This window comes from Actinomadura sp. KC345 (assembly GCF_004348515.1).
Classification (GTDB): Bacteria; Actinomycetota; Actinomycetes; order Streptosporangiales; family Streptosporangiaceae; genus Spirillospora.
In genome coordinates, this window is sequence record NZ_SMKH01000084.1 from 1 (window position 1) to 21,344 (window position 21,344).

General features: G+C 71.3%; 23 protein-coding genes and 2 pseudogenes. 11 read left to right on the forward strand and 14 right to left on the reverse strand.

The genetic code is table 11. The features are described 5' to 3' along the window. Positions 1-32: 32 nt before the first annotated feature. Positions 33-317: pseudogene (locus tag E1281_RS16270) on the reverse strand (MFS transporter); the annotation flags it as partial. Here E1281_RS16270 and E1281_RS16275 point away from each other — a divergent pair. Further along, positions 286-448 (forward strand): annotated as a pseudogene (locus E1281_RS16275) (TetR family transcriptional regulator); the annotation flags it as partial. The pseudogenes E1281_RS16270 and E1281_RS16275 sit on opposite strands and share 32 nt — an antisense overlap. 33 nt (positions 449-481) lie before the next feature. Here the strand turns inward: E1281_RS16275 and E1281_RS16280 are convergent. Beyond that, positions 482-646, reverse strand: coding sequence for a hypothetical protein (locus tag E1281_RS16280; protein ID WP_207943303.1), 165 nt, complete (start codon positions 644-646; stop codon positions 482-484). A gap of 177 nt (positions 647-823) precedes the next feature. Between E1281_RS16280 and E1281_RS40285 the strand changes: the two genes are divergently transcribed. Further along, on the forward strand, positions 824-1,063 hold the full coding sequence (locus E1281_RS40285) for a hypothetical protein (protein WP_165958956.1): 240 nt from the start codon (positions 824-826) through the stop codon (positions 1,061-1,063). A gap of 66 nt (positions 1,064-1,129) precedes the next feature. Here the strand turns inward: E1281_RS40285 and E1281_RS16285 are convergent, their stop codons facing one another. Together E1281_RS16285 and E1281_RS16290 are read right to left on the reverse strand one after the other, a co-directional pair. Beyond that, on the reverse strand, positions 1,130-1,603 hold the full coding sequence (locus E1281_RS16285) for a carboxymuconolactone decarboxylase family protein (RefSeq protein WP_131879008.1): 474 nt from the start codon (positions 1,601-1,603) through the stop codon (positions 1,130-1,132). 102 nt (positions 1,604-1,705) lie between these two features. Next, positions 1,706-2,158 carry a pyridoxamine 5'-phosphate oxidase family protein gene (locus E1281_RS16290; protein ID WP_131879010.1) on the reverse strand — a complete coding sequence of 151 codons (453 nt, stop codon included), beginning with the start codon at positions 2,156-2,158 and terminating at the stop codon, positions 1,706-1,708. Between the two features lie 73 nt (positions 2,159-2,231). Between E1281_RS16290 and E1281_RS16295 the strand changes: the two genes are divergently transcribed. After that, positions 2,232-5,033 (forward strand): LuxR C-terminal-related transcriptional regulator, encoded by a 2,802-nt coding sequence (locus E1281_RS16295; protein ID WP_131879012.1) that lies wholly within the window; start codon positions 2,232-2,234, stop codon positions 5,031-5,033. A gap of 10 nt (positions 5,034-5,043) precedes the next feature. Here the strand turns inward: E1281_RS16295 and E1281_RS16300 are convergent, their stop codons facing one another. Next, positions 5,044-5,496, reverse strand: coding sequence for a DUF1801 domain-containing protein (locus E1281_RS16300; RefSeq protein WP_131879014.1), 453 nt, complete (start codon positions 5,494-5,496; stop codon positions 5,044-5,046). Positions 5,497-5,635: 139 nt separating this feature from the next. Beyond that, a complete protein-coding gene (locus tag E1281_RS16305) occupies positions 5,636-6,238 on the reverse strand; it encodes an isochorismatase family cysteine hydrolase (protein ID WP_131879016.1) in 603 nt (200 codons plus the stop codon). A 245-nt stretch (positions 6,239-6,483) separates the two neighbouring features. On the opposite strand from E1281_RS16305, the gene E1281_RS41240 reads away from it, so the two are divergent. From E1281_RS41240 to E1281_RS16320, 3 genes are read left to right on the forward strand one after another with little or no spacing between them, the layout of a single operon-like run. Beyond that, positions 6,484-7,365 (forward strand): alpha/beta hydrolase, encoded by an 882-nt coding sequence (locus tag E1281_RS41240; RefSeq protein WP_131879018.1) that lies wholly within the window; start codon positions 6,484-6,486, stop codon positions 7,363-7,365. Continuing rightward, positions 7,362-8,147, forward strand: a complete 786-nt coding sequence (locus E1281_RS16315) for an enoyl-CoA hydratase/isomerase family protein (protein ID WP_131879020.1) — start codon at positions 7,362-7,364, stop codon at positions 8,145-8,147. Before E1281_RS41240 ends, E1281_RS16315 begins: the two co-directional genes overlap by 4 nt. Further along, complete coding sequence (locus E1281_RS16320) at positions 8,144-8,575, forward strand: hypothetical protein (protein ID WP_131879023.1); 432 nt, start codon at positions 8,144-8,146, stop codon at positions 8,573-8,575. Before E1281_RS16315 ends, E1281_RS16320 begins: the two co-directional genes overlap by 4 nt. Positions 8,576-8,580: 5 nt before the next feature. Here the strand turns inward: E1281_RS16320 and E1281_RS16325 are convergent, their stop codons facing one another. Next, a complete protein-coding gene (locus E1281_RS16325) occupies positions 8,581-9,033 on the reverse strand; it encodes a MaoC family dehydratase (protein WP_131879025.1) in 453 nt (150 codons plus the stop codon). A gap of 154 nt (positions 9,034-9,187) precedes the next feature. Between E1281_RS16325 and E1281_RS16330 the strand changes: the two genes are divergently transcribed. From E1281_RS16330 to E1281_RS16345, 4 genes are all read left to right on the forward strand, one after another. Continuing rightward, positions 9,188-10,219, forward strand: coding sequence for a nitrilase-related carbon-nitrogen hydrolase (locus tag E1281_RS16330; protein WP_131879027.1), 1,032 nt, complete (start codon positions 9,188-9,190; stop codon positions 10,217-10,219). Positions 10,220-10,250: 31 nt separating this feature from the next. Further along, positions 10,251-10,703, forward strand: a complete 453-nt coding sequence (locus tag E1281_RS16335) for a DUF3598 family protein (RefSeq protein WP_131879029.1) — start codon at positions 10,251-10,253, stop codon at positions 10,701-10,703. A 144-nt stretch (positions 10,704-10,847) separates the two neighbouring features. Continuing rightward, on the forward strand, positions 10,848-12,341 hold the full coding sequence (locus E1281_RS16340) for an AMP-binding protein (protein ID WP_243717011.1): 1,494 nt from the start codon (positions 10,848-10,850) through the stop codon (positions 12,339-12,341). Positions 12,342-12,387: 46 nt separating this feature from the next. After that, on the forward strand, positions 12,388-13,632 hold the full coding sequence (locus E1281_RS16345) for a DUF4437 domain-containing protein (protein WP_131879031.1): 1,245 nt from the start codon (positions 12,388-12,390) through the stop codon (positions 13,630-13,632). A 56-nt stretch (positions 13,633-13,688) separates the two neighbouring features. Here the strand turns inward: E1281_RS16345 and E1281_RS16350 are convergent, their stop codons facing one another. Then, the gene (locus tag E1281_RS16350) at positions 13,689-14,597 is read right to left on the reverse strand and encodes an NAD(P)-binding domain-containing protein (protein ID WP_131879033.1); all 909 of its coding nucleotides are present in this window, start codon (positions 14,595-14,597) and stop codon (positions 13,689-13,691) included. A gap of 59 nt (positions 14,598-14,656) precedes the next feature. Between E1281_RS16350 and E1281_RS16355 the strand changes: the two genes are divergently transcribed. Then, positions 14,657-15,055 (forward strand): MerR family transcriptional regulator, encoded by a 399-nt coding sequence (locus E1281_RS16355; RefSeq protein WP_131879035.1) that lies wholly within the window; start codon positions 14,657-14,659, stop codon positions 15,053-15,055. 110 nt (positions 15,056-15,165) lie between these two features. Here E1281_RS16355 and E1281_RS16360 read toward each other — a convergent pair whose 3' ends face one another. The 6 genes from E1281_RS16360 to E1281_RS16385 form a co-directional block, all read right to left on the reverse strand. Continuing rightward, the gene (locus tag E1281_RS16360) at positions 15,166-15,897 is read right to left on the reverse strand and encodes an ABC transporter ATP-binding protein (protein WP_243717013.1); all 732 of its coding nucleotides are present in this window, start codon (positions 15,895-15,897) and stop codon (positions 15,166-15,168) included. Then, positions 15,894-17,723, reverse strand: a complete 1,830-nt coding sequence (locus E1281_RS16365) for a branched-chain amino acid ABC transporter ATP-binding protein/permease (RefSeq protein WP_131879037.1) — start codon at positions 17,721-17,723, stop codon at positions 15,894-15,896. Before E1281_RS16365 ends, E1281_RS16360 begins: the two co-directional genes overlap by 4 nt. Positions 17,724-17,781: 58 nt before the next feature. Beyond that, positions 17,782-18,651: a branched-chain amino acid ABC transporter permease gene (locus E1281_RS16370; RefSeq protein WP_165958958.1), complete on the reverse strand. Its 870-nt coding sequence runs from the start codon at positions 18,649-18,651 to the stop codon at positions 17,782-17,784. Next, on the reverse strand, positions 18,648-19,841 hold the full coding sequence (locus E1281_RS16375; protein ID WP_131879041.1) for an ABC transporter substrate-binding protein: 1,194 nt from the start codon (positions 19,839-19,841) through the stop codon (positions 18,648-18,650). Before E1281_RS16375 ends, E1281_RS16370 begins: the two co-directional genes overlap by 4 nt. A 185-nt stretch (positions 19,842-20,026) precedes the next feature. Further along, positions 20,027-20,827, reverse strand: coding sequence for an IclR family transcriptional regulator (locus E1281_RS16380; protein WP_243717015.1), 801 nt, complete (start codon positions 20,825-20,827; stop codon positions 20,027-20,029). A 16-nt stretch (positions 20,828-20,843) separates the two neighbouring features. After that, entirely contained in the window at positions 20,844-21,188 is a 345-nt protein-coding gene (locus E1281_RS16385; protein ID WP_131879045.1) for a hypothetical protein, read from the reverse strand. Positions 21,189-21,344 lie beyond the last annotated feature (156 nt).

Here is a 21,344-nt window from a genome sequence, read left to right on the forward strand (position 1 = left end):
GGTCAGGGGCGGGCTCGGAGGGCGAGGGTGGCGAGGACGGCGACCAGCGAGGCGGCGGCCCCGGGCAGGTCGAACGCCGCGCGTTCCGGATTCCGGGACTCCTCGATGAGGAACGGCGCCGCCACCAGCAGCACGGCCATGACGGGGACGTTGATGAATAAGATCGAGCCCCACCAGAAGTGCTCCAGCAGGACGCCGCCGACGATCGGCCCGGCCACCGAGCCGCCGGTGAACGCGACCGTCCACGCGCCGACCGCCGTCCGCCGCTGGGCCTCGTCGGCGAACATCCCGCGGATCAGCGACAGCGTCGACGGGGCGCGGGCCTGCCTGGCTGAGAAGGGCTACGGCCAGCCATGTCACCGCACGCGACATCGCCGCCGCCTCCGGAGCGCACCTGGCGTCCATCGGTTACCACTTCGGCTCGAAGGACAACCTGTTGACGTCCTCCCCCAGCTGAAGGCGGGGGATTCCAACCCATCCCCTACGCGGGCAGAAGAACGAGTTGAGGTTCGCGGGTCCAGGTGGGGCACCGGTGCGAGCCCGCGAAGAAGTTCGCCATCGCCTGCGCGAAATCCCGCAGCGCCTGCTGCTGCACCGTCACCGAACCGGCCGCCAGCCACGAATTGGTCGCGCGGGCCTCGGTCAACTGGCGGGCCTGAGCAACATACCCGCGAGTGGGGCGACAAGATCGAGGCGGCCGTGCGGGGCGCGGACGGCGACACTCCGGCCGAGAAGCTGGAGGCCGCGCTCCACGCGCTGTTCGAGGCCGTCCCGCGCGAGCGGGACCTGCTGAAGGCGAGCGTCCAGGCGGTACGGGGAGGCCGTGGTCAGCGAGGACGTCCGCCGGCCGTTCGTCGAGGGCGCCGAACGGGCCCGCACCGAACTGGCCGCACTGGTCCTGGGGCGGGACCCCGCGTCCGTCGAGGTGGACGACGCCCGGGGCGTGGGCTCGGTGGTGCACGCCCTCACGATCGGCTTCGTCCTGCCATCCCTGATGGACCCCGAGTCGGCGCCGACGGCCGGGGAGGTCCTGGACGCGGTACGGACTCTCGGGGGCGGCTGATCCGGTGCCGCGGGATGGGGCGGGACGGTGCGGCTCGTCCCGCCCCTGGACTGGCGCGGGCCGCGGTCAGCCCCACATGCCGGGCTGGTAGGCCCCGGCGGGCTGCTGGATGATGACGTTCAGGCGGTTGAAGGCGTTGATGAGGGCGATCAGGGAGACCAGGGCGAAGAGCTGGTCGTCGTCGTAGTGCTTGGCGGCGTTCGCCCAGACGTCGTCGGGGACACCGCCCGCGGCGTCGGCGATGCGGGTGCCCTGCTCGGCGAGCTCCAGAGCGGCCCGCTCGGCGTCGGTGAAGACCGTCGCCTCCCGCCACGCCGCGACCAGGTGGAGCCGCTGCTGGGTCTCGCCGGCATGCGCGGCGTCCTTGGTGTGCATGTCGGTGCAGAAGCCGCAGCCGTTGATCTGGCTGGCGCGGATCTTCACCAGCTCCTGCGTCGCGGCGGGCAGCGTCGAGCGCGAGATCGCCGAGTGGGCCGAGACGAAGTGCTTCACGTAGTCCGGCGCGACGGTGCTGGTCTCGAAGTTCAAACGGGCTTCCATGGCCATCTCCTTGCCGTTCCGGTGCTGACACCCCCTGAGACCGCACGGGCCCGGCGGAATGTGACGTCGACCGGATATGACCTGCGTCTCAGGGCGGCGAGGTCACGGGATCCAGCGGCCGTTGCGCATGAGGTCGCGGCCGGGTAGTTCGTTCACCTCCCGCCAGGCCTGGACGCGGAGCGGGGTGATGCGGAACCAGCGGTACGGCGTGGTCTGGGCACGCGGGTCGAAACCCGTCCGCTCGGCGAACCGGTCACCGCGCTCCTTCGGCAGCGCATCGATGTCCAGGACGTCGACCTCGGCGTCGATCATGGTGACGTCGCGGGTGTGGCCGAGAGCCAGCCGGACGGTCCGGGTCTTGGTCAGGTTCCTGCCTGTCGGGCTGTCCGCCGGGGTGGCCGCCAGCAGCTTCCGCCCGTCCCAGTCGAAGGACAGCGGGACCAGGTGCGGTGTGCCGTCCGCCGAGGCGGTGGCCACCCAGAGGTCGATGTCATGGGTGAGGCGGTGCTCGGTGTCGTGGCGGCGTCGGGCGCGGGAGCGCGGTTCGGAGGTCATGGCCACAGCCTCTCTCCGGCGGGCGCGGGCCACCTCCGTGCCGGCCACCGAACCCACCACGGATAATGAGTCGGTGGCCAGTCCAGACATCTCGGCCCGGGAAGCCGAAGTGCTCGCGCTACTCGGGGAGCACCTCAGCAACGCGGAGATCGCGGCGCGGCTGGTCATCTCCGTGCGGACCGTCGAGTCGCACGTCTCCTCGCTGCTGCGCAAGCTGCTGCTGCCGGACCGGCGCGCGCTCGCCCGGCACGCGGCCGAGTCCGCCCGCTCCGCGGAGCCGTCCGCCCTGCCGGTACCGCTGACGGGCTTCGTCGGGCGGGCGCGGGAGCGCGAGGAGCTGGCCGAGGCGGTGCGCGGGCACCGGCTGGTGACCGTGGCCGGTCCGGGCGGCGTGGGCAAGACGCGCCTCGCGCTGGCGGTGGCGGCCGACGTGGCGGACGGCTTCGAGGACGGGGCGTGGTTCGTCGATCTCGTCCCGGTCAGCGAGCCGGACCGGGTGGGAGCGGCGGTCGCGGCGGCCGTGGGAGTGGGCGAGCACCCCGGGCGCGGCATCGACGACGCGGTGCCGGCCGCGCTGGCGGACCGCAGGGCGCTGCTGGTCCTGGACAACGCCGAGCACGTGCGGGACGGGGTGGCGCCGTTCCTGGAGCGGCTGCTGGCGGCCTGCCCGCGGCTACGGGTGCTCGTGACGAGCCGGGCACGGCTGATGGTGCCGTTCGAGCGGGTCTTCACCGTCCCGCCGCTGTCGCGGGAGGGCGGGGACGAGTCGGACGCGGTGGCCCTGTTCATGGACCGGGCGGCGGCAGCCGGGCAGCCGCACGGACCGGCGGTGAGCGAGGGGGTCCTGGCGATCTGCGAACGGCTCGGCGGCATGGCGCTGGCGATCGAGCTGGCGGCGGCGCGATGGTCCACGCTCGGCCTGGACGGCCTCACGGCCGGACTCTCCGACCAGCTCCGCATCCTCACCGGCGGCTCCCGCGCGGACGAAAGGCACCGCTCGGTGCGCGCGGTGCTGGACTGGAGCCACGACCTGCTGGAGCCGCCGGACCGGGCGCTTCTGCGACGGCTGTCGGTGTTCGTCGCGCCGTTCACCGCCGAGGCGGCCGCGGAGGTCGCCGGGTTCGCCCCGCTCGATCCGGCCGGGGTCGTCGACGGGCTCGGCGGGCTCGCCGAGGAGAGCCTGCTCGGAGTGACACCGTCCGCGTCCGGTACGCAGTACCACGCGCTGGAGACCATCCGCCAGTACGGCACCGAGCGGCTCATCGAGGCCGGAGAGCTGGCGGACGTCCGATCCCGGCATCTGCGCTGGTGCCTGGCCGGTGCGGCCGCACTCACGGGAGCCGGAGGCGCGGACTGGCGCGCCCGGTTCGACGCTGTGGCGGAGGACGTCCGGGCCGCCCTCACCTGGGCCGCCGACCAGCCGGACCAGCGCGAGAACGCCTACCGGCTCGCCTTGTCCATGGCCGAGCTGGCCTTCGCCCGCAACCTGCTCGGCGAGGCCCAGCAGCGGTTCGAGCAGGCGGCCCGGCTCGCCGGTGACAACGCCGGTGACAACGCCGGTGACGACGCCGCGGCACTGCGGCAGGCCGCCGCTGTGGCCGGGTGCCGCAGTCTCGACGGCGACATGTTCCGCCTGCACCGCGCCGCCGCGGAGGCCGCGCGCCGGGCCGGGGACACCGCGGGCGCCGGCCGCGACCTGGCGGCGGCGGCCACGGTCGCGTACCGCTTCTCCAGTTCGTTCGCCCGGCTTCCCCCGGTGGACGAGGTGACCGCCATGCTCGCGGAGGCGCGGGAACTGTCCGGCGACTCCCCGGCGGCCGAGGCGGCGGTCGCGCTGGCGGAGGCGGCGGTGGTCGCGGACGCGTTCGGCGCCGTCCAGGGAGACCCGGACAACACCGCGCGGCAGACGGTCCGGTACGCCGAACGGGCCGTCGAGCTCGCCCGGCGCGCGGGCGACCCGGTGGCGGAGTCCGCCGCCCTCGACGCGCTCTCGGGCGCGCGGAGTTGGGCCGGTGAGCCTTTCGCGGCAGCGGCGGCGGCCCGGCGCCGGATCGGCATCCTGGTTTCGGTCCCGGCCGACCCCGCCGGTACGCACGAGCGGATGGACGCCCTCGCCATGGCCGCCGGAACCGCAGTAGGAGTGGGTGAGCTATCGGAGGCTCGCCGGTACGGCAGGCAGCTCGCCGATCATCCGCTGCTGGCCGAGGCGGGCCACCACGCGACGTCCTGGCTCCTGGTCGCGGAGGCGTTCACCGGCGACACCGGCGAGGTGCTCAAGGGCGGCGTGAGGTTCCTGGACGCGTGGGAGAAGACCGGCCGCCTCCGGTCGCGCTCCGCCGGTCCGGCCGCCGCGTCGATCGCGATGATCCACGGCCTGCGCGGCGACCACGACACCCGGGCGTCCTGGCTGGCGATCGTCGACGAGAGCGGCCCCGAAGCGGACCACCGGCTGGGGTATGGAGCGGTCTTCGACGCCATGGTCCTGCTCCACCATGGGGACGCGGCAGCGGCGCTGGAACGCGTCGGCCCCGAGCCGGACCAGGTGTGGAAGTGGGTCTGCTGGGTCTGGCTGCACTGGTACACGGCGCTCAGGGCCGAGGCGGCGGTACTCGCCGGGCACCCGGACGCCCGGGGCCGGATCACCGCGGCCCGGACCCTGGTCACCGGCAACCCCGTCGCCTCCGCCCAGGTGGACCGGGCGGAGGCGATTCTCGACGGCGACCTGCCGGGGCAGCTCGCCGCGGCGGCGGCGTTCGACGCGGCCGGCTGCCGTTACCAGTCGGCGCGCACGCTGGTGCTCGCCGGGGGCGAGCACGTCGCGGCCGGCGAGGCCGCGCTCACCGGCCTCGGCCTCGCGCCGACGGCCGTCCGGTAGCGCACGCGTCTCAGCTCACGGCCCGCTTCACCAGCGCGGCGATCCGCTCCTCCACCTCGGCCGTCACCTCGGTCAGGGCGAAGGCGGTCGCCCACATCGGGCCGTCGTCCAGCGTCGCCGGATCGTTGAACCCGAGCGTCGCGTAGCGCGCCTTGAACTTCGCAGCGCCCTGGAAGAAGCAGACGACCTTGCCGTCCAGCGCGTACGCGGGCATCCCGTACCAGAGCCTCGGTGCGAGGACGGGGGCGGCGGCGGTGACGACGGCGTGGACGCGCTCGGCCATGGCCCGGTCCGGGCCCTCCAGCTCGGCGATCTTCGCGACCACGTCCCGCGCGGCCTCCGCCGCCTTTTCCTCGCGCGAAGTACGGCGCGCCGCCTTCTTCCGCTCCTGGGCGTGCTCCTTCATCGCGGCCCGCTCCTCGGCCGAGAACCCCTCGTACGTGCTGCTTCCGCTGGCGGCCATGCTCGACTCCCGTGGTGGTGGCTCATGATCGCCCGGCGTTGCCTCCGGGCTGATCGCTGTGGTCACAGCCTGGTCCGGCCGGGGTGCGGGCCGCCTCCGTGCCGACCACGGAGACCACCACGGAAGAACGAGTCGGTGGTCAGGACCAGGCGGTGAGGACGTCGTCGACCGTGTTGATCCAGCCGAAGAGGAAGCCGATGCCGGTCAGGGCGTGCTCGTGGCGGGCCTGGTCGAACTCGGCGGTGGCGTCGCTGACCACGTGGACGTAGTAGTCGCGCTGGCCCGCGTCCCGCGCCGTCGTCTCCACGCAGATGTTCGTGGTCACCCCGCAGATGACCAGGGAGCGGATGCCCAGGTTGGTCAGGACGGGCTCAAGGCGCGTGCCGTAGAAGGAGCTGGGCCGCGACTTGTCGATGACGATCTCGCCCTCGGCGGGTGCGAGCCCGTCGACGATCTCCGCGTCCCAGCTGCCCGCCGCGAGGGCGCCGACCTCCTTCATGGCCGGGACGATGTGGTTGGGCAGCACGCCCCCGTCGGCGTAGTCGGGCTGGAAGACGTACCGGGTGAAGATCACCGGGACGCCGGCCGCGCGGGCGGCGTCGATCAGGGTGCGGCAGCCGGGGACCGCGGGGCGAAGCTCCTCGTGGGGCAGGCCCACGGCGGCCATGGAGCCCTTGTCCTCAAGGAAGCCGTTCTGCATGTCGACGACGAGCAGTGCGGTGTTCTCTCGCGTGATGTCCACCGGGGACCTCCCTGATTCAGCGGCTTCTCGGCCGGTAGCTCAAATGTATGGCCGACCGGGTGGCGTGCGGCCGCCTGGTTGCCTTTGCCCACTTCAGAGCGCCGGTCGACACATGAGCCAGCATCCATTGACAGTACCTCACACCGCCTCGGCTATTCTTATGTCTGATGTATTCGCATCCGGTCCCGGGCCCGTCCTGACCGACCGGTCCGCGCGGCCCTGTCCGCAGGAAGGAGGGCCGGTCCATGACGAGCCGGTCCACGACGAGCCGGTCCACGACGAGCCGGTCCACGACGAGCCGGTCCACGACGAGCCGGTCCACGACGAAGGGCGGCTACGCCGACACCGACTGGGGCCAGGTCCACTACCGGATCAACGGCGACTCCGGCCCGTGGATCGGGCTGTTCCACGAGTCGCCCCTCTCCTCCCGGGTCTACGAGGAGGTCCTGCCCGCGCTCGGTCGGCACGCCCGCGCGGTCGCGTTCGACACCCCCGGCTACGGCGCCTCCGACCCGCCGCCGGGGCCCGGTTTCGAGATCCCGGACTACGCCCGGGTCCTCGCACAGGCAGCCGCCGGGATCGGGATGGAACGTCCCGTTCTCGGCGGCATCCACAGCGGCGCGTCCATCGCGATCGCGGTCGCCGGCCACCTGCCCGCCCCGGGCGTGATGCTGAGCGGCGTCCCGCTGTTCGACGAGGCGGAGCGCGCCGGTTTCCTCGCGAACTGGACACCCGCCGCGCCGATCGACGCTCAGGGCTCACAGTACCCCTGGGCCGTCGAACGCTACCTCCGCACCTGGGGGCCGGACGTCCCGCAGGACATGCTGCACCTTGCCGTGGCCGAGCTGATGCGCGTCGCCGGACGCTACGAGTGGGGCTACCAGGCGGCGTTCCGGTACGACCCGTCCGGCGCCCTCGCGGCGCTGGACGCTCCGGTCCTCCTGCTCAACGCGGAGTTCGACCGGCTCGCCGCCAAGGACCCGATCGCCATGGAGCTGGCGCGCGACGCCCGGCTCGTCATCCTGCCCGGCCTGCCCGGCCAGCCGCACCTGCGCGCTCCCGGCGACTTCGCGGCGGCGCTGCTGGAGTTCGTCCGGGACGTCACCGATCCAGAGGAGAACCCATGACCAAGGTCGACGTGAAGGTGACCGGCACGGTCATGACCATCACGCTCAACGGCCCGGAGCGGATGAACAGCCTGGGCCCGGCCGCCCTCGACGCCCTGGACGCCGCCCTCGGCGCCGCCGAACGGGACGGCTCGCTGACCTCCCTCGTGATCACGGGAGCGGGACGGGCGTTCAGCGTCGGCATGGACATCGGCTTCCTCGGCGAGTGCTTCGCCGACCCGCCCGGGGTCTTCGTGCCGTTCATCCGCCGCTACCACGCGTTCCTCGACCGGCTGGAGGCGTGCCCGCTGCCGAGCGTCGCCGCGGTCAACGGCCTCGCCCGCGCGGGCGGGTTCGAGCTGCTGCTGGCCTGCGACTTCGTCATCGCGGCCGACGAGGCGAAGGTCGGCGACTCGCACGGCGACTTCGGGATCGTGCCGGGTGCCGGGGCCTCCCAGCGCGCCCCGCGCAAGATCGGCGACCAGCGCGCCCGGGCGCTGCTGCTCGCCGGCCGCTGGCTGACCGGCCCCGAGATGGCCGACTGGGGCCTGGCCCTCTCCAGCGTCCCGCAGGCGGAGCTGATGGACGAGGTCACCCGCCTCACCGACGCGCTCGGGAACCGCTCCAAGACCGTCACGGCGACCCTCAAACGCCTCCTGAACGCCGCACCCGACGTCACCCTCGCCGAGGGCCTGCGCCTGGAACGCGAACTCTTCACCCGCTTCCACGAGGAGGTCGCGGATGCCGACGAGGGCTACCGCGCCTACGTCGAGAAGCGCCGTCCCGTGTGGAACGGCCGATGACGGACGCGCCGTCCGGTGGCGAGACGGCCGACACCCCCGCGGTCGAGGTGACTCAGGAACAAATCGACGGGCTGGTCGGTCTCGGCGGCTACACGCATCCGCTGTTCAATCCCGGCGCGGAGCAGCGGGCGGCGGGCGCCCACGCGCCGATGCCGGGGCAGGGCGTCCTGCTGCTGATGGGCGGCCTGGTCGAGCGGTCGGGGCTGCTCGACCGCGCGATCGCGCTGCTCGAACTCCGCGAGGTGCGCTTCCTGACGATGGTCGAGGCGGGGACGAGCCTGCGCGTGCGGCTCACCCCCGGCCCGTCCCGCACGACGGGGAGCGGCAAGCTCGTCCAGCACTACCGCTGGGTGGCGGTCGACGCGGCGGGCGAAGCGATGGTGGAGGCCACCGCCCTGATGCTCATGCACCCGCCCGAGCCCCCCTGACCGGCCTACGTGGGGCGTTTGTGGAGCATGACGGTCCTGGTCCAGGAGACGACCTCGTCGCCGTCCTGGTTCAGGCCCCGGGTGCGGGCGGTGAGGACGCCCGCGTCGGGACGGGACGCGGAGTCGTACATGTCGGTGATCTGCGACTCGGCGTAGAGGGTGTCGCCGACGAACACGGGGTGCGTGAGTCGCAACTGGTCCCAGCCGAGGTTCGTCAGCGCGTTCCGGCCGATGTCGATCAGCGAGTGGTGGAGGACGAGCGCCACCGTCAGTCCCGAGTTCACGACGACCCTGTCCGGCGGGCCGATGCCGGGGTCGGGCCGGTCCGCGTCCTTGCTCAGGAGCGTGAACAGGGCGTTGTCGGTCTCGCCGACCGTCCGGCCGCACGGGTTCCGGAACACGTCACCGATCGCGAAGTCCTCGTAGTACCGGCCTATCCGGGTCTCGTAGACGGCCAACCTCGCACCTCCTGCGGTCGTGCCCCTCCCGGGGGGCTACCTTTGAAGGTAAACATCAGACTTTTTAGCCGTCAAGGGCCTCGAACCCTTGCATGTCCATGTAGATTCCGCATAGCGTAACGGCGTTCCGGGCGGTTCGAAGAGAGGTGAGGTCATGAGTCAGACCGCTGCACCCGGAGGACCGGCCTACCGCGCGCTCGCGCTCCAGACGCGCACGCGGGCGGTCAACGGCCTGGCACCGGACGAGGCGCGGGAGACGATGGCCGCCTCCATCGCGCGGATCGGGGGCGAGGTCGCCGCCGCCAAGCGCTGGGTCGGCCCCGACCTGCGGCTCGTCGTCCTGCCCGAGTACGTCCTCAGCGGCTTCCCCATGGGCGAGCCCATCGAGCGCTGGAGCGAGATGGCCGCGCTGGCCCCGGGCGGCCCCGAGTACGAGGCCCTCGCCGCCGTGGCCTCCCGCGAGGAGGTGTTCCTGTCCGGGAACGCCTACGAGACCGACCCGAACTTCCCCGGCCTGTACTTCCAGGCGTCCTTCGTGATCGACCCGGCCGGCGAGGTGGTGCTGCGCTACCGCCGCCTGCACTCGCTCTACTCGCCGTCGCCCTACGACGTGTGGGACCGCTACCTGGACCTCTACGGCGTGGACGCGGTGTTCCCCGTGGCCCGCACCGAGATCGGCAACCTGGCCTGCATCGCCTCGGAGGAGATCCTCTACCCCGAACTCGCCCGCGCGTTCGCGCTGCGCGGCGCCGAGGTGTTCTGCCACTCGACGTCCGAGGTGACCAGCCCCGCGCCGACCCCGAAGGAGATCGGCCGGCGCGCCCGTGCCGTGGAGAACCTCGCCTACGTCGTGTCGGCCAACAGCGGTGGCCTGCACGGCATCCCCATCCCGGGCGACTCGACGTCCGGCGGCTCCAAGATCCTCGATTTCGAGGGGCGCGTGCTGGTCGAGGCCGGGGGCGGGGAGAGCGTCGTCGCCTACGCCGAGATCGACATCGCCGCGCTGCGCCGCAACCGGGCCCGTCCGGGCATGGGCAACCTGCTGTCGCGCGTGAAGCCGGGCCTGTGGGCCGAGGAGTACGCCCGGCACGACGTCGAACGGCCCAACGGGCTGGACGGCCGTCCGCCCGAGCGCTCCTGGTCCGCCCGCAGGCAGCAGGAGTCGATCGACCGCGTGACCGGCTGACGGCGAAGAGACCCGCACGGAAGGGAACACGATGGGAACGATCCGCGAGGACATGCCGCTGCTCGCCCGGCACGAGGGCCGGTGGAAGGGCACCTACATCCACGTCGACGCCGACGGGAACGTGACCGACCGGCACGACTCACTGCTGACCTGCACCCTTCCGGCGGACGGCGAGCACGACTACCACCAGGTCAACGAGTACACCTGGGCCGACGGCCGCACCGAGGAGCGGGTGTTCCCCGGCGTCTACCAGGGGAACGGGCACTGCACGTTCGACACCGAGCGGCTGCGCGGCGAGTTCTGGGAGGTGGACGAGCGCATCGTCTACCTCAACTGGATCTACAGGGCGGAGGGAGAGGACCTGCGGCTGTTCGAGCTGATCCACCTCAGCGAGGACGGCCGCAAGCGCAACCGCGTGTGGCAGTGGGTCAGGGACGGCGTCTGCTACCAGCGCACCCTCATCAGCGAGGTCAAACTCGGCTGACCGAGACCGCGGCCACGCGCCCGGGTGTTATACGTCTGACTTTCTCACTCCCGGGCATTGACTCGCCGCGCGGGCGCGCGGCAAGCTCTCGCATAACGCAGGATGGAACTCGATTCCGATTTACGGAACAAGAAGGGGAGCGTCGTGACACTGTTCCGGGGCGGCGCGCCACTGTCGATGGCCGGTGGCGTCCGGGAGTTCGCCGCCTCCACGCCGCACACGCCCGCCGTGATCGACGGCGACAGGAGCCTGACCTACCGGGCCCTGGACGAGCGGGCCAGCCGGCTCGCCCAGGCCCTCCTCGGGCGGGGACTGCGGCCCGGCGACCGCGTCGCCGTCCAGCTCGGGAACCGGCTGGAGTTCCCCGAGGTCATCGCCGCCGCCGCCAAGGCCGGGCTCGTGCTCGTGCCCATCGGGACCAGGCTCACCGAGGCCGAAACGTCCTACATCATGGAGCACTCGGGCGCCCGCGCCCACATCTCCGACGCCGAGCCGCCCGTTCCGGCCGAGGTCGTCCTGCGGATCGGCGCGACGGGCGCCGCGTCCTACGAGCAGGCGCTGGAGTCCGCTCCGGCCGCCGACCCGATGGTCGCCATCGACGAGAACGATCCCGCGTGCCTGTACTACACGTCCGGCACGACCGGGAAGCCGAAGGGGGTCCTCAGCAGCCACCGCGCGCGGACGCTCATGTGCTACCTGTCCGCCATGGAGTGGGGCCTCGGCGCCCGCCGCGTCAGCCTCGCCGTCGCGCCGATGTACCACGGCGCCGGAATGGTCTTCGACTACGCGCCCGTCGTCGCCGGCGGCACCGTGGTCATGCTGCCCAAGTGGGACCCCGAGCACATGCTCGCCCTCGCCGAGAAGCACCGCGCCCAGTCGGCGTTCCTCGTGCCGACCCACGCGCAGACGCTCCGCTCCTCCGGCGCGCTCGGCCGCTACGACGCGTCCAGCCTCGACACCCTCTACTTCAACGCCGCGGCACTGCCCGCCGTCCTGAAGGACTGGGTCATGGAGGCGTTCCCGCACGCGGGCGTCCACGAGCTGTACGGCTCCACCGAGGCGGGCATCGTCACCAACTGCCGCCCCGACCAGGCCGACCGCACGGGCTCGGTCGGCCTGCCCTGGTACATGACCGAGATCCGCGTCGTGGACGGCGCGGGCGACCCCGTCGGGCCGGGCGAGCGCGGCGAGCTGTTCAGCCGCTCGCCGTTCCTGATGAACGGCTACCTGCGCGACGACGCCGCCACCGACGGCTGCACGACCCCCGACGGCTTCCTCACCAGCGGAGACATCGTCGTCCGCGACGAGGACGGGTTCGTCTACATCGTGGACCGCAAGAAGGACATGATCATCTCCGGCGGAATCAACATCGCCCCCCGCGAGGTCGAGGACGTCATCGCCACCTTCCCCGGCATCGCCGACTGCGCGGTCGTCGGGCTGCCCGACGAGCAGTGGGGCGAACGCGTCGCCGCGTACGTCGTCGCCCTCCCTGGCGCATCGGTCGACGCCGAGGCGCTGGAGGCCCACTGCCGCGACCGGCTGTCCGGTCCGAAGGTGCCGCGCAGCGTCGAGGTCCTCCACGCCCTTCCCCGCAACGCCGCCGGGAAGATCCTCAAGCGCGAGCTCCGCGACCGCTGACCCCACCCCAGGCCATTCGCCGATTTGAATTGAAAGAGGTGCCCGTATGCGTCCCCATGTCGAGCTCATCCAGGAGAACGACTACATCTGGCACGCCGCCGAACTCGTCGGCGGCGAGGGCCGCGCCAGCGAGCGCAGGCTGTCGGTCGACGAGGAGGACGGCTCCTGCTCGCTCCGGCTCGCCTTCCACACCGACTGGGGCCGCGGCCCCGGCATCCACCACGCCAACACCGAGTACTACGTGCTCGAAGGGTCGATGACCTACAACGGCAAGCAGATCGGCAAGGGCGGCTACGTGTACGCCCCCAAGGGCGTCCCCACCGAGGCCATCACGTTCAGTGAGGGCACGGTCGTCCTGCACTACCGCGAGTACGGCGACGCCGGGTTCGACGCCGTCCAGAACACCAACGCGCCCCGCTGGAAGGACGCCCGCGAGGACGTCATCGTCATCGACAGCGACGCCATGAAGTGGGACGCGGTGCCCAACCCCGGCCCCATGCCCGGCCTCTTCATCAAGTACCTGCACGTCGACCCGGTCACCGGCTTCTACACCCGGCTCGTGCACGCCCAGGAGGGCTGGACCGACCACCGCCTCGCGCACCACCCGTGCTACGAGGAGGCCTACACCGTCCAGGGCCACATGGAGTACAACTTCGGCACCCTGGACCTCGGCACCTACTTCTTCCGTCCCGCCCGCGTGAAGCACGGACACTTCACCAGCATGGAGGGCGGCGCGACCTGGCTGCTGCGCTCCGACGGCGAGCTGTTCAACTGGTACACGCAGAGCGAGTGGGTCCGCTGGGGCGGCGAGGCCATCAACTGGGGCCCGACCGACAACGGCCGCCTGCGCTGGTCGACCTCGTCCCACGACCTGGGCGTCGGCGCCCCCGGCCGCAGCGAGCGCGACCTGGCCGACCTGCGCGCCTCCGTCGAGTTCCAGCGCGAGCAGGGCCAGATCGACGAGCCGTTCGTGCCGCACGGCACCGGCACCGACAGGAGCCTCATCGCGATCGCCAAGGCCCTGGACGCCGCCAACCTCCAGGGCGGCCACGGCCCCGGTCACAGCCATGACCACGACCATGACCATGACCACGAGCACGAGCCGGTGAGCGCCGACTGGGGCACCGACCCGCGCTCCCTTGAGCACCCCGACGAGCGCACCGACGACCTCGCCCACGTCTGGGGCGCCGGCCGTACCTGGAAGGAGGGCGACCCCATCCCCGCCCCGATCCTGTCCAGCCGCCCGGTCCGCAGCCGCAGCGCCGGCCGCTGGAACGGCGACGGCATGTAACACCACACCGCGAGACCCGAAGAGCGCCCCGGAGCCATGGCCCGGGACGCTCTTCGTCATCGCGCGGAACGGCCTCCGGCGTCGGCCTTGAAGACCTCGAACACGGCGAAGTAGTTGTGGGAACCGTGTCCCCGGGCGATCGCGCGCTCGGCGAGATCCTTCAACAGCCGCGGCTGGCCGGTGTCGACGCCCTGTTCGGAACTGGTGCGGACGATGTGCTCCAGCGCGTTCATGTTCATCTCCATGGTGCCCAGCTCGCCGGGATAGACGCCCTCGTCCAGGTTCGGCGCCTGTTCGGCGAGTCCCTCCGGGTCCAGCACCGTGGGCATGAACCAGCCCAGCGCGAGCTCGGCGAACTCGGCCGCGGGCACGCCCGACGCGCCGACGAGGGCGGCGGCGTGCAGGAAGCCGTTCACGGTCGTGTACATCATTTCGAGCATCGCCGTGTTGAACAGCACCGCGAGGCCGGGGTCGGCGCCGAGGTACCGGGGGTCGCCCAGATCGTCCAGCACATGCCGGCTCCGGTCGAACACGTCACGCGTGCCGCTGTACAGGAAGACCGCTTCGGGCCGCCCGACCAGCGGCGGCGGCACCATGATCGCACCGTCGAGATGGCCGAACCCCCTCTCGTCCGCCCAGGCCGAGGCCGTACGAGCCTCCTCCGGCGTCCCCGAGGTGAGGTTCACCAGCACGCGGCCCCGAAGCTCGGCGCTCACGGACTCGAACACCTGGTACACGGTCGGGTAGTCGTTGACGCACACGATCGTGACCGGGCTCGCCGCCACGGCCTCGCCGGCGGTCGACGCACGCCGAGCGCCCTTGGAGACCAGGACGTCCGCCTTGCCCTGCGTGCGGTTCCAGACGGTCAGCGACCTGCCTTTGTCGAGGTACGCCTGCGCGAGCGCCGATCCCATCGGGCCCAGACCGACGATGCTGACCTCGGTGTCATTCGTTGGCTGTGTCATGCCGGATACGTTGGACCCTTACACCGGCGTGAGAGTCAACCCGAAGTGGCGGTCGTCACATGCAGATTGGGGAGCTGTCCGAACGTACGGGCGTCAGCGTGCGCTCGCTGCGCTACTACGAGGAGAAGGGCCTGCTCCGGCCGCTGCGGCGGCCCAGCGGCTATCGCGAGTACCGCGAGGAGGACGCCGCCACCGTCCGGCGCATCCGCCTCCTGCTCGCCGCCGGCCTCGGCACCGCGACGATCGGCGAACTGCTCCCCTGCATGATCGACGACGGTGACGGGCTCGCTCCGGGCTGTGCCGGGATGCTTCCCGACCTGAACCGCGAACGCGAACGGCTGAGCGACGCCGCGGCAGAGCTCCTCGCCGCCCGCGACAGGCTGGACGACCTCATCAGGGCGACACCGCCCCTCGACCCCGCCGACCCGTCCGCCTGCGACCCCGCCACCGTGGCCTGACACGGCCGCGCTCGGCGACTCCCACGCGCGCGACATGAGCGACCGACCCGTGCGCGGGGCGGAAGCCGCTCCCGCCCGCGCACGGGTCGGTGTCATGTGGTCCTTCCAGGTCAGGCCGCGGATTCGCCGCCCAGGTAGAGGGTCTTGACCATGGGGTCGGCCTCCACTTCCTTCGCCGTCCCGGAGAGGCCGATGCGGCCCCTTTCGAGGACGTAGGCGCGGTCGGCCAGGCGGAGCGCGATGAGCGCCAGCTGTTCCACCAGGAGGACCGAGATGCCGCGTTCGGAGTGCAGGCGCTTGATGTAGGAGAACAGCTCGGCGGCCTTCAGGGGCGCCAGGCCGAGGGACGGCTCGTCCAGGACGAGGAGCTTCGGCTCGCTCATCAGGGCGCGGGCGACGGCGAGCATCTGCGCCTCGCCGCCGGACAGCGTGCCGCCCGCCTGGTCACGGCGCTGGGCCAGGACCGGGAACAGCTCCAGGACCTCGTCCATGAGCTTCTGCGTGCGGGCGCGGTTGCGGCGCAGCGAGAAGCTTCCGAGCTGGAGGTTCTCCAGCACCGTGTGGTCGGGGAAGATCCGCCGCGCCTCGGGGACGTGCCCGATGCCGAGGCCGGTGCGGCGGAATCCCGGGACGCGGGTGATGTCCTTGCCCGCGAACGACACCGAGCCGGCGGACGGCTTGATCAGCCCGGACAGCACCTTGAGCGTCGTGCTCTTACCTGCGCCGTTCGAACCGAGGAGGACGACGAACTCGCCCTCTCCGACCGTGATCCCCACATCGTCCAGGACCCGGACGCCCCCGTATCCGGCCCGGATACCGCTCATCTCCATCAGGGTGGTCACGACAGATCCTCCACCAGGTCGGGGCGGCCCAGGTAGGCCTCCAGCACCGCCGGGTCGGCCCGGACGTCGGCGGGCGGGCCGCAGGCGATCACCTTCCCGCTGTCGATGACGGTCAGCTCGTCGCAGACGCCCATGACGAAGTCCATGTTGTGCTCGATCAGCACGACGGCGAGGCCGTGGTCGCGGAACGCGCGGCACAGCCGGGTGAGCGCGTCGATCTCGGCGGGAACGAGCCCGGTCGCGGGTTCGTCCAGGATCAGCACGCGCGGCCCGGACGCGACCGCCCGCACCACTTCGAGGAGGCGCTTCTGGCCGTGCGACAGGGACCCCGCGAGCTGCTCGGCGCGTCCCGACAGGCCCGCGAACGCGAGGAGCTGGGCGGCTTCCGCGCGCGAGACGGCCTCGCGGCGCCGGTAGCGGGGCAGCCGCAGCATCGCCGACAGCGTGCCGTACCTCTCCCGCCCGCGCATCCCGGCGAGGACGTTGTCGGTCACGCTCTGCTGCTCGAACAGGTGCGGCACCTGGAATACGCGGGTCACGCCCTGCTCGGCCACCGCGAACGGCTTGTCGGGGGCCGGTTCGCCGCAGATCAGGACCTCCCCGGAGTCCACCTTGAGGAAGCGGGTGAGGGAGGCGACCGTGGTCGACTTGCCGGAGCCGTTCGGGCCGATGATCCCGTGCACGCTGCCGGCGGCGACGGAGATGTCCACGCCGTCGACGGCCTTGACTCCGCCGAAGTGCTTGACGAGTCCGCGTCCCTCCAGCGCCGGGACGTCCGCGTCGACGGCGCCGGGCAGCACCGACTCCGGCAGCCCGCCGGTCGGCTCGGAGTCCTCGCCTTCGGCCGGACGGCCGAGCCTGCTGCTCCGCCAGGTGCCGACGATCCCCTTGGGGATGATCATCATGGCGAGCAGCAGCGTGCAGCCGAGGATCAGCGTGGTGTACCGGGCGTGGTCCTTGATCAGCTCGACCACGGTGGCGATCACCGCGACGCCGAGCACCGGGCCGACCAGGGTGCCGATCCCGCCGAGGAACAGGCCGACGAAGAACACCAGGCCGTTGTCAAGGATCCCGACATCCGGGTTGATGAAGCCGAGCTGCAGCGCGTAGAGGCTTCCGGCCAACCCGGCGATCGTGCCGGAGAGCGTGAATATCAGCATCTTGGTGCGGGTGGGCCTGATGCCCATGGCCGCCGCGGTGTCCGGGTTCTCCTTGACCGCCATCACCGCGCGCCCGACGCCGCTGCGGACCACGTTGCGCTGGACGACGTAGACCAGCGCCGCCACGGCGATCGTGACGTAGTAGAACTGGATCTTGCCGAGCCCGCCGGGAGCGACCCCGACGAGGCCGGTGACGCCGCCGGTGACCGAGTGCCAGGCGTTGCCGCCCTCGACCACGATCAGGTTGGCGGCCAGCGTGATCATGCCGAAGTACAGGTAGGTGGCGCGCAGGCTGACCGCCAGTACCAGGGCCGAGAAGACGGCGCCGAGCACCATGGCCAGCGCGACCCCCAGGAACCACGGCAGCCCCTGCTTCACGGTCACGAAGGCCACCGCGTACCCGCCGAGCAGCTGCATGCCGGTGTGCATCATCGACAGCAGCCCGCCGTACCCCATGGACATGTTCAGCGAGATCGTCAGGATCGCGCTGATCGCGGCGGATGCCACGATGCCGTTGTAGTACGAGGCGTTGTAGCTGTAGAAGTCGGTGATGGCGGGCCAGGCGATCAGCACCGCCGCGGCGACCGCGGTCAGCACTACCGGCAGCCACCGCAGCGCGGCGTCCAGGACGTTCGTCCCCGCGGGCGCCTTCGTCGATGCGCTCATCGGTGCACCTCCATCAGTGCGCCCCTCATCAATGCGCCCCTCATCAGTGCGCCCCTCATCAGTGCGCCGCCATGGGCTTGCCGAACAGACCGGACGGGAACGCGACCAGGATCAGCGCCAGAAGGCCGAAGACGACGAAGTCGCCGGCCGTGGCCCCCGCCACGTTGCGGACCACCGAGTCCAGCAGCCCGACGATCAGGCCGCCCGCCAGCGCGCCGCGCGGGGAGCCGACGCCGCCGATGACCGCGGCGGTGAACCCCTTGATCGTGAAGATCAGCCCGGACGCGGGCGCCACGAACAGGATGGGCGCGGCCAGTGCGCCCGCGAACGCGCAGATCACCGCGGCGATCACGAAGCTGAGCACGATGACCCGGCGGACCGGGATACCCATGATCACGGCCGCGTCCCCGTCGTGCGAGGCGGCCCGGATGGCGCGCCCGTACGCGGTGCGCCGCAGGAACGTGTCGTACCCGGCCATGACGGTGAGCGCGATGCCGATGGTGAGCAGCTGCTGCCAGCCGATCCGTACCCCGAAGACCTCGACATGGCCGGGGGCCATCGCCTTCGGACGCAGCGAGTCCACGTCGAAGTAGCTGAGAGTGAAGATCGCCTGAAAGATCAGCGCCGCGGCGAGGGTGGCGATGATCCAGGCGTACCGGGAGCCGGACAGCCGCACCGGCAGCATAATCATTCGTTCGCTGAGCAGCCCCATTCCCACGGCGAACAGCAGGGTGAGGGCCAGCGCCGCCGGCCACCCCCACTGCCACAGCGCCACCACCTGGTAGCAGACGGCCGAGCCGAGCACGATCGGCTCCCCCTGGGCGAAGTTCATCACCCGGGTCGGCTGGAAGACGATCGCCAGCGCCAGCGCGACGAGGGCGTACACCGCCCCGGAGAAGAGGCCGTCGATCCAGACCTGTGCACTCACGAGGCGTTGAGCTCCGTCGTGTACCAGCCCTTGTCGTCCTTGTGCCACTGGTACAGATGGACCTGCTGGTAGAACTCATGGCTGTCGCCGGGCTTGATGGCGTTCCCGGACGGGGTCTTGTCCGCGGGGACGTCGAGCACCTCGATGGCGGACACGATCTTGTCCGGGTCTTCGGTGCCTCCGGCGGCCTTCACGCCCTGCTCGTAGGCGAAGATGCAGTCGGCGGCGATGGTCGTGCCCTTCGGCGACTGCGCCCCGGTCTTCGGGCCGACGTTCTTGCCGTACTTCCTCTCGATCTCCTCGACGTGCTTGCGGTACCCGGGCTTCCACTCCGACCTGGGCTTGCGCGTCGGGTACTCGTAGAGCGAGGCGGGGAACACCGCGCCGTCGGCGGCGTCACCGGCGGCCTCGATGAACGAGATGTTCTGCATGCCCGAACCCGCGCCGACGATCTCGCCCTTGTAGCCGACCTGCGCCGCGGCGGCCATCGTCTTGGAACCGCCGACGGAGCTGGACACCATGATCGCGCCGGCGTCCTTGAACTTCTCGACGTAGGCGCGGTGGCTCTGGTCGTCGTCCCGGCTCTTCTCCCAGCCGCGGTACTCGATGCCCGCCTGGGGAAGCAGCTTCTTCATCAGCGCGTCGGTGTTCTCGCCGGTGTCGTCGCCCTCGTAGATGAGGCCGAGCGACTTGACGCCCTCCTGCTTCAGCCAGTTCACGACCTTCTGGCCGTCGAGGAGGTAGGGGTCCTGCGAACGGAAGCCGTACTTGAGGTCGGCGAAGCTGCCGGTGGACACCCCGGGCTGGCAGTTGATCTTCTTGTTCTCCTCGAAGGTGCCCTTCGCCGCGTCGTAGAACGCGGTGAGCGACGGGCCGACGACCAGGCCGACCTGCTCGTTGCCGGCCATCTCGTTGGCGGCCTGGACGCCCTTGGCGGGGTCGAGCCCGGTGTCGCGGGTCACGAGCTTCAGCTTGGCGCCGTCCAGCCCTCCGGCCGCGTTGATCCGGTCGATCTCGATGTTCAGGGAGTTCTGCTGGGAGATGCCCAGAACCGCGAACGGGCCGCTCATAGGTCCGATCAGCGCTACCTGGATATCCGGCTTGTCGCCGGCGGCCTTGCCCGAGCATCCGGCCGCGGTCACGGCGAGCGCCGCGAACCCAGCGGCCACCGTGACTACTGATCTGCGCATCTGTACCTCCGCCAGGATGTTCCCCTAATCGGAACGCGGTTCCGTACCGATGGACGGTATAGAGAGGCCGTGGCCGGTGTCAATAGGTCTGACTTTTTCGATTCCGCTCGTAATATCACGTGTTGAGCTGCATGGACGCCGCTAAACCACAGCAGTCTGCACACCTCGTCGACGGCACCGAGGCTTCAGTCCGACTCAGCCAGGTGACCCATCGAGGCGGAGAGCCGTTCCGCCACCGCGAGCAGCGCGTCGGCGCACGCCTCAGCCTCGCCGCGGAAGCGCTCCACCGGCCCGCAGACGCTCACGACCGCGGCAGGGGCGCCGTGATGGTCGAAGACGGGAGCGGCGACCGAGGCCGCGCCGGACTGCCGCTCCGCGAACGAGCGGGCGTACCCGCGCCGCCGGATCGCGGCGAGTTCCCGCCGGAGCGCCTCCGGATCGACGACCGTCCGGTCGGTGACCCGGCTGAGGTGGTCGACCGACAGGTACTCGTCGATCTCCGCGTCCGGCAGGAACGCCAGGAACGCCTTCGACGACGCGCCCGCGTGCAGCGGGAACGGGACGCCGAGCGACACCGACATGATCACCTCGCGGTCCGGGGTCACCTGGTCGACGTAGACGCGCTGCGCGCCGACGCGGGCCGACAGCGTCGCCGTCTCCCGGGTCGAGCGCGACAGCGCGACCAGGTCCGGGGCCGCGAGGCGGCGGACGTCGATGTGGTCCAGGTACGCGAGCCCGAGCCGCATCGCGGTCAGCCCCAGCGCGTACCTGCGGGTCTCCTCGTCCACCTGGACCAGCCGGCGGCTGCGCAGCGACGTGAGGATCCGGTGCACGGCCGGCTTGGACAGCCCGAGCGCCTCCGCGATCTCGGTGACGCCGAGCGTCCGGGTGCCGGACTCGGCGAACAGGACCAGCACGTCCGCCGCCCGTTCCACCGTCGAGGCCGACTGCCCGGACCGTTCGGCGGCGCGGACTTCCTGCGGCATGGCGGGCATTCCGGGCTCAGTCCCGGCGCAGGCCGATGGACACGGGCGGGTCGGTGACGATCCTCGTGTTCAGGAACTCCCACCAGTCGTCCTGGGTGACGCGCTCGCCCTCCCATGCGGCGTCGGACTTCAGCCCGCTCAGCGCGGCCCGGTAGGCGCCCCAGCCCGCCTCGTCCTCGAAGGCCGCCCAGCTCTCGATCGTGTAGACGTCACCGATCACGCTGTAGTACCAGCGGACCTCCTTGACCATGGGGAGGTCGCGGTAGAACCAGCGCTCACGGTCCTCCAGCCACGCCCAGAACTCCTTCTGGTTGCGGCGGGACCGCTCGCTGAGCTTCATCCGGTAGACGAGGTAGATCATGGAGAGCCCTCCGGTTGTTCCGCTGTACGCAACATCGTCACGCGACAGCGCGTGAGGAGGCCATCTTGTAACAGCTTTCCGATTAATGGAATAGCTGGAGCGGGACGAAGCCGACGATCCACTCAGTCCACACCTCTCACCACGGATCTCGCCTCC

Excerpts from the sequence above, each read along its gene's own strand:
- E1281_RS16285 (WP_131879008.1), bottom strand. The coding sequence starts at position 1,603 with ATGGAAGCCCGTTTGAACTTCGAGACCAGCACCGTCGCGCCGGACTAC.
- E1281_RS16290 (WP_131879010.1), bottom strand. The coding sequence starts at position 2,158 with ATGACCTCCGAACCGCGCTCCCGCGCCCGACGCCGCCACGACACCGAG.
- E1281_RS16300 (WP_131879014.1), bottom strand. The coding sequence starts at position 5,496 with ATGGCCGCCAGCGGAAGCAGCACGTACGAGGGGTTCTCGGCCGAGGAG.
- E1281_RS41240 (WP_131879018.1), top strand. The coding sequence starts at position 6,484 with ATGACGAGCCGGTCCACGACGAGCCGGTCCACGACGAGCCGGTCCACG.
- E1281_RS16315 (WP_131879020.1), top strand. The coding sequence starts at position 7,362 with ATGACCAAGGTCGACGTGAAGGTGACCGGCACGGTCATGACCATCACG.
- E1281_RS16320 (WP_131879023.1), top strand. The coding sequence starts at position 8,144 with ATGACGGACGCGCCGTCCGGTGGCGAGACGGCCGACACCCCCGCGGTC.
- E1281_RS16330 (WP_131879027.1), top strand. The coding sequence starts at position 9,188 with ATGAGTCAGACCGCTGCACCCGGAGGACCGGCCTACCGCGCGCTCGCG.
- E1281_RS16335 (WP_131879029.1), top strand. The coding sequence starts at position 10,251 with ATGGGAACGATCCGCGAGGACATGCCGCTGCTCGCCCGGCACGAGGGC.
- E1281_RS16345 (WP_131879031.1), top strand. The coding sequence starts at position 12,388 with ATGCGTCCCCATGTCGAGCTCATCCAGGAGAACGACTACATCTGGCAC.
- E1281_RS16350 (WP_131879033.1), bottom strand. The coding sequence starts at position 14,597 with ATGACACAGCCAACGAATGACACCGAGGTCAGCATCGTCGGTCTGGGC.
- E1281_RS16355 (WP_131879035.1), top strand. The coding sequence starts at position 14,657 with ATGCAGATTGGGGAGCTGTCCGAACGTACGGGCGTCAGCGTGCGCTCG.
- E1281_RS16365 (WP_131879037.1), bottom strand. The coding sequence starts at position 17,723 with ATGAGCGCATCGACGAAGGCGCCCGCGGGGACGAACGTCCTGGACGCC.
- E1281_RS16375 (WP_131879041.1), bottom strand. The coding sequence starts at position 19,841 with ATGCGCAGATCAGTAGTCACGGTGGCCGCTGGGTTCGCGGCGCTCGCC.
- E1281_RS16380 (WP_243717015.1), bottom strand. The coding sequence starts at position 20,827 with ATGCCGCAGGAAGTCCGCGCCGCCGAACGGTCCGGGCAGTCGGCCTCG.
- E1281_RS16385 (WP_131879045.1), bottom strand. The coding sequence starts at position 21,188 with ATGATCTACCTCGTCTACCGGATGAAGCTCAGCGAGCGGTCCCGCCGC.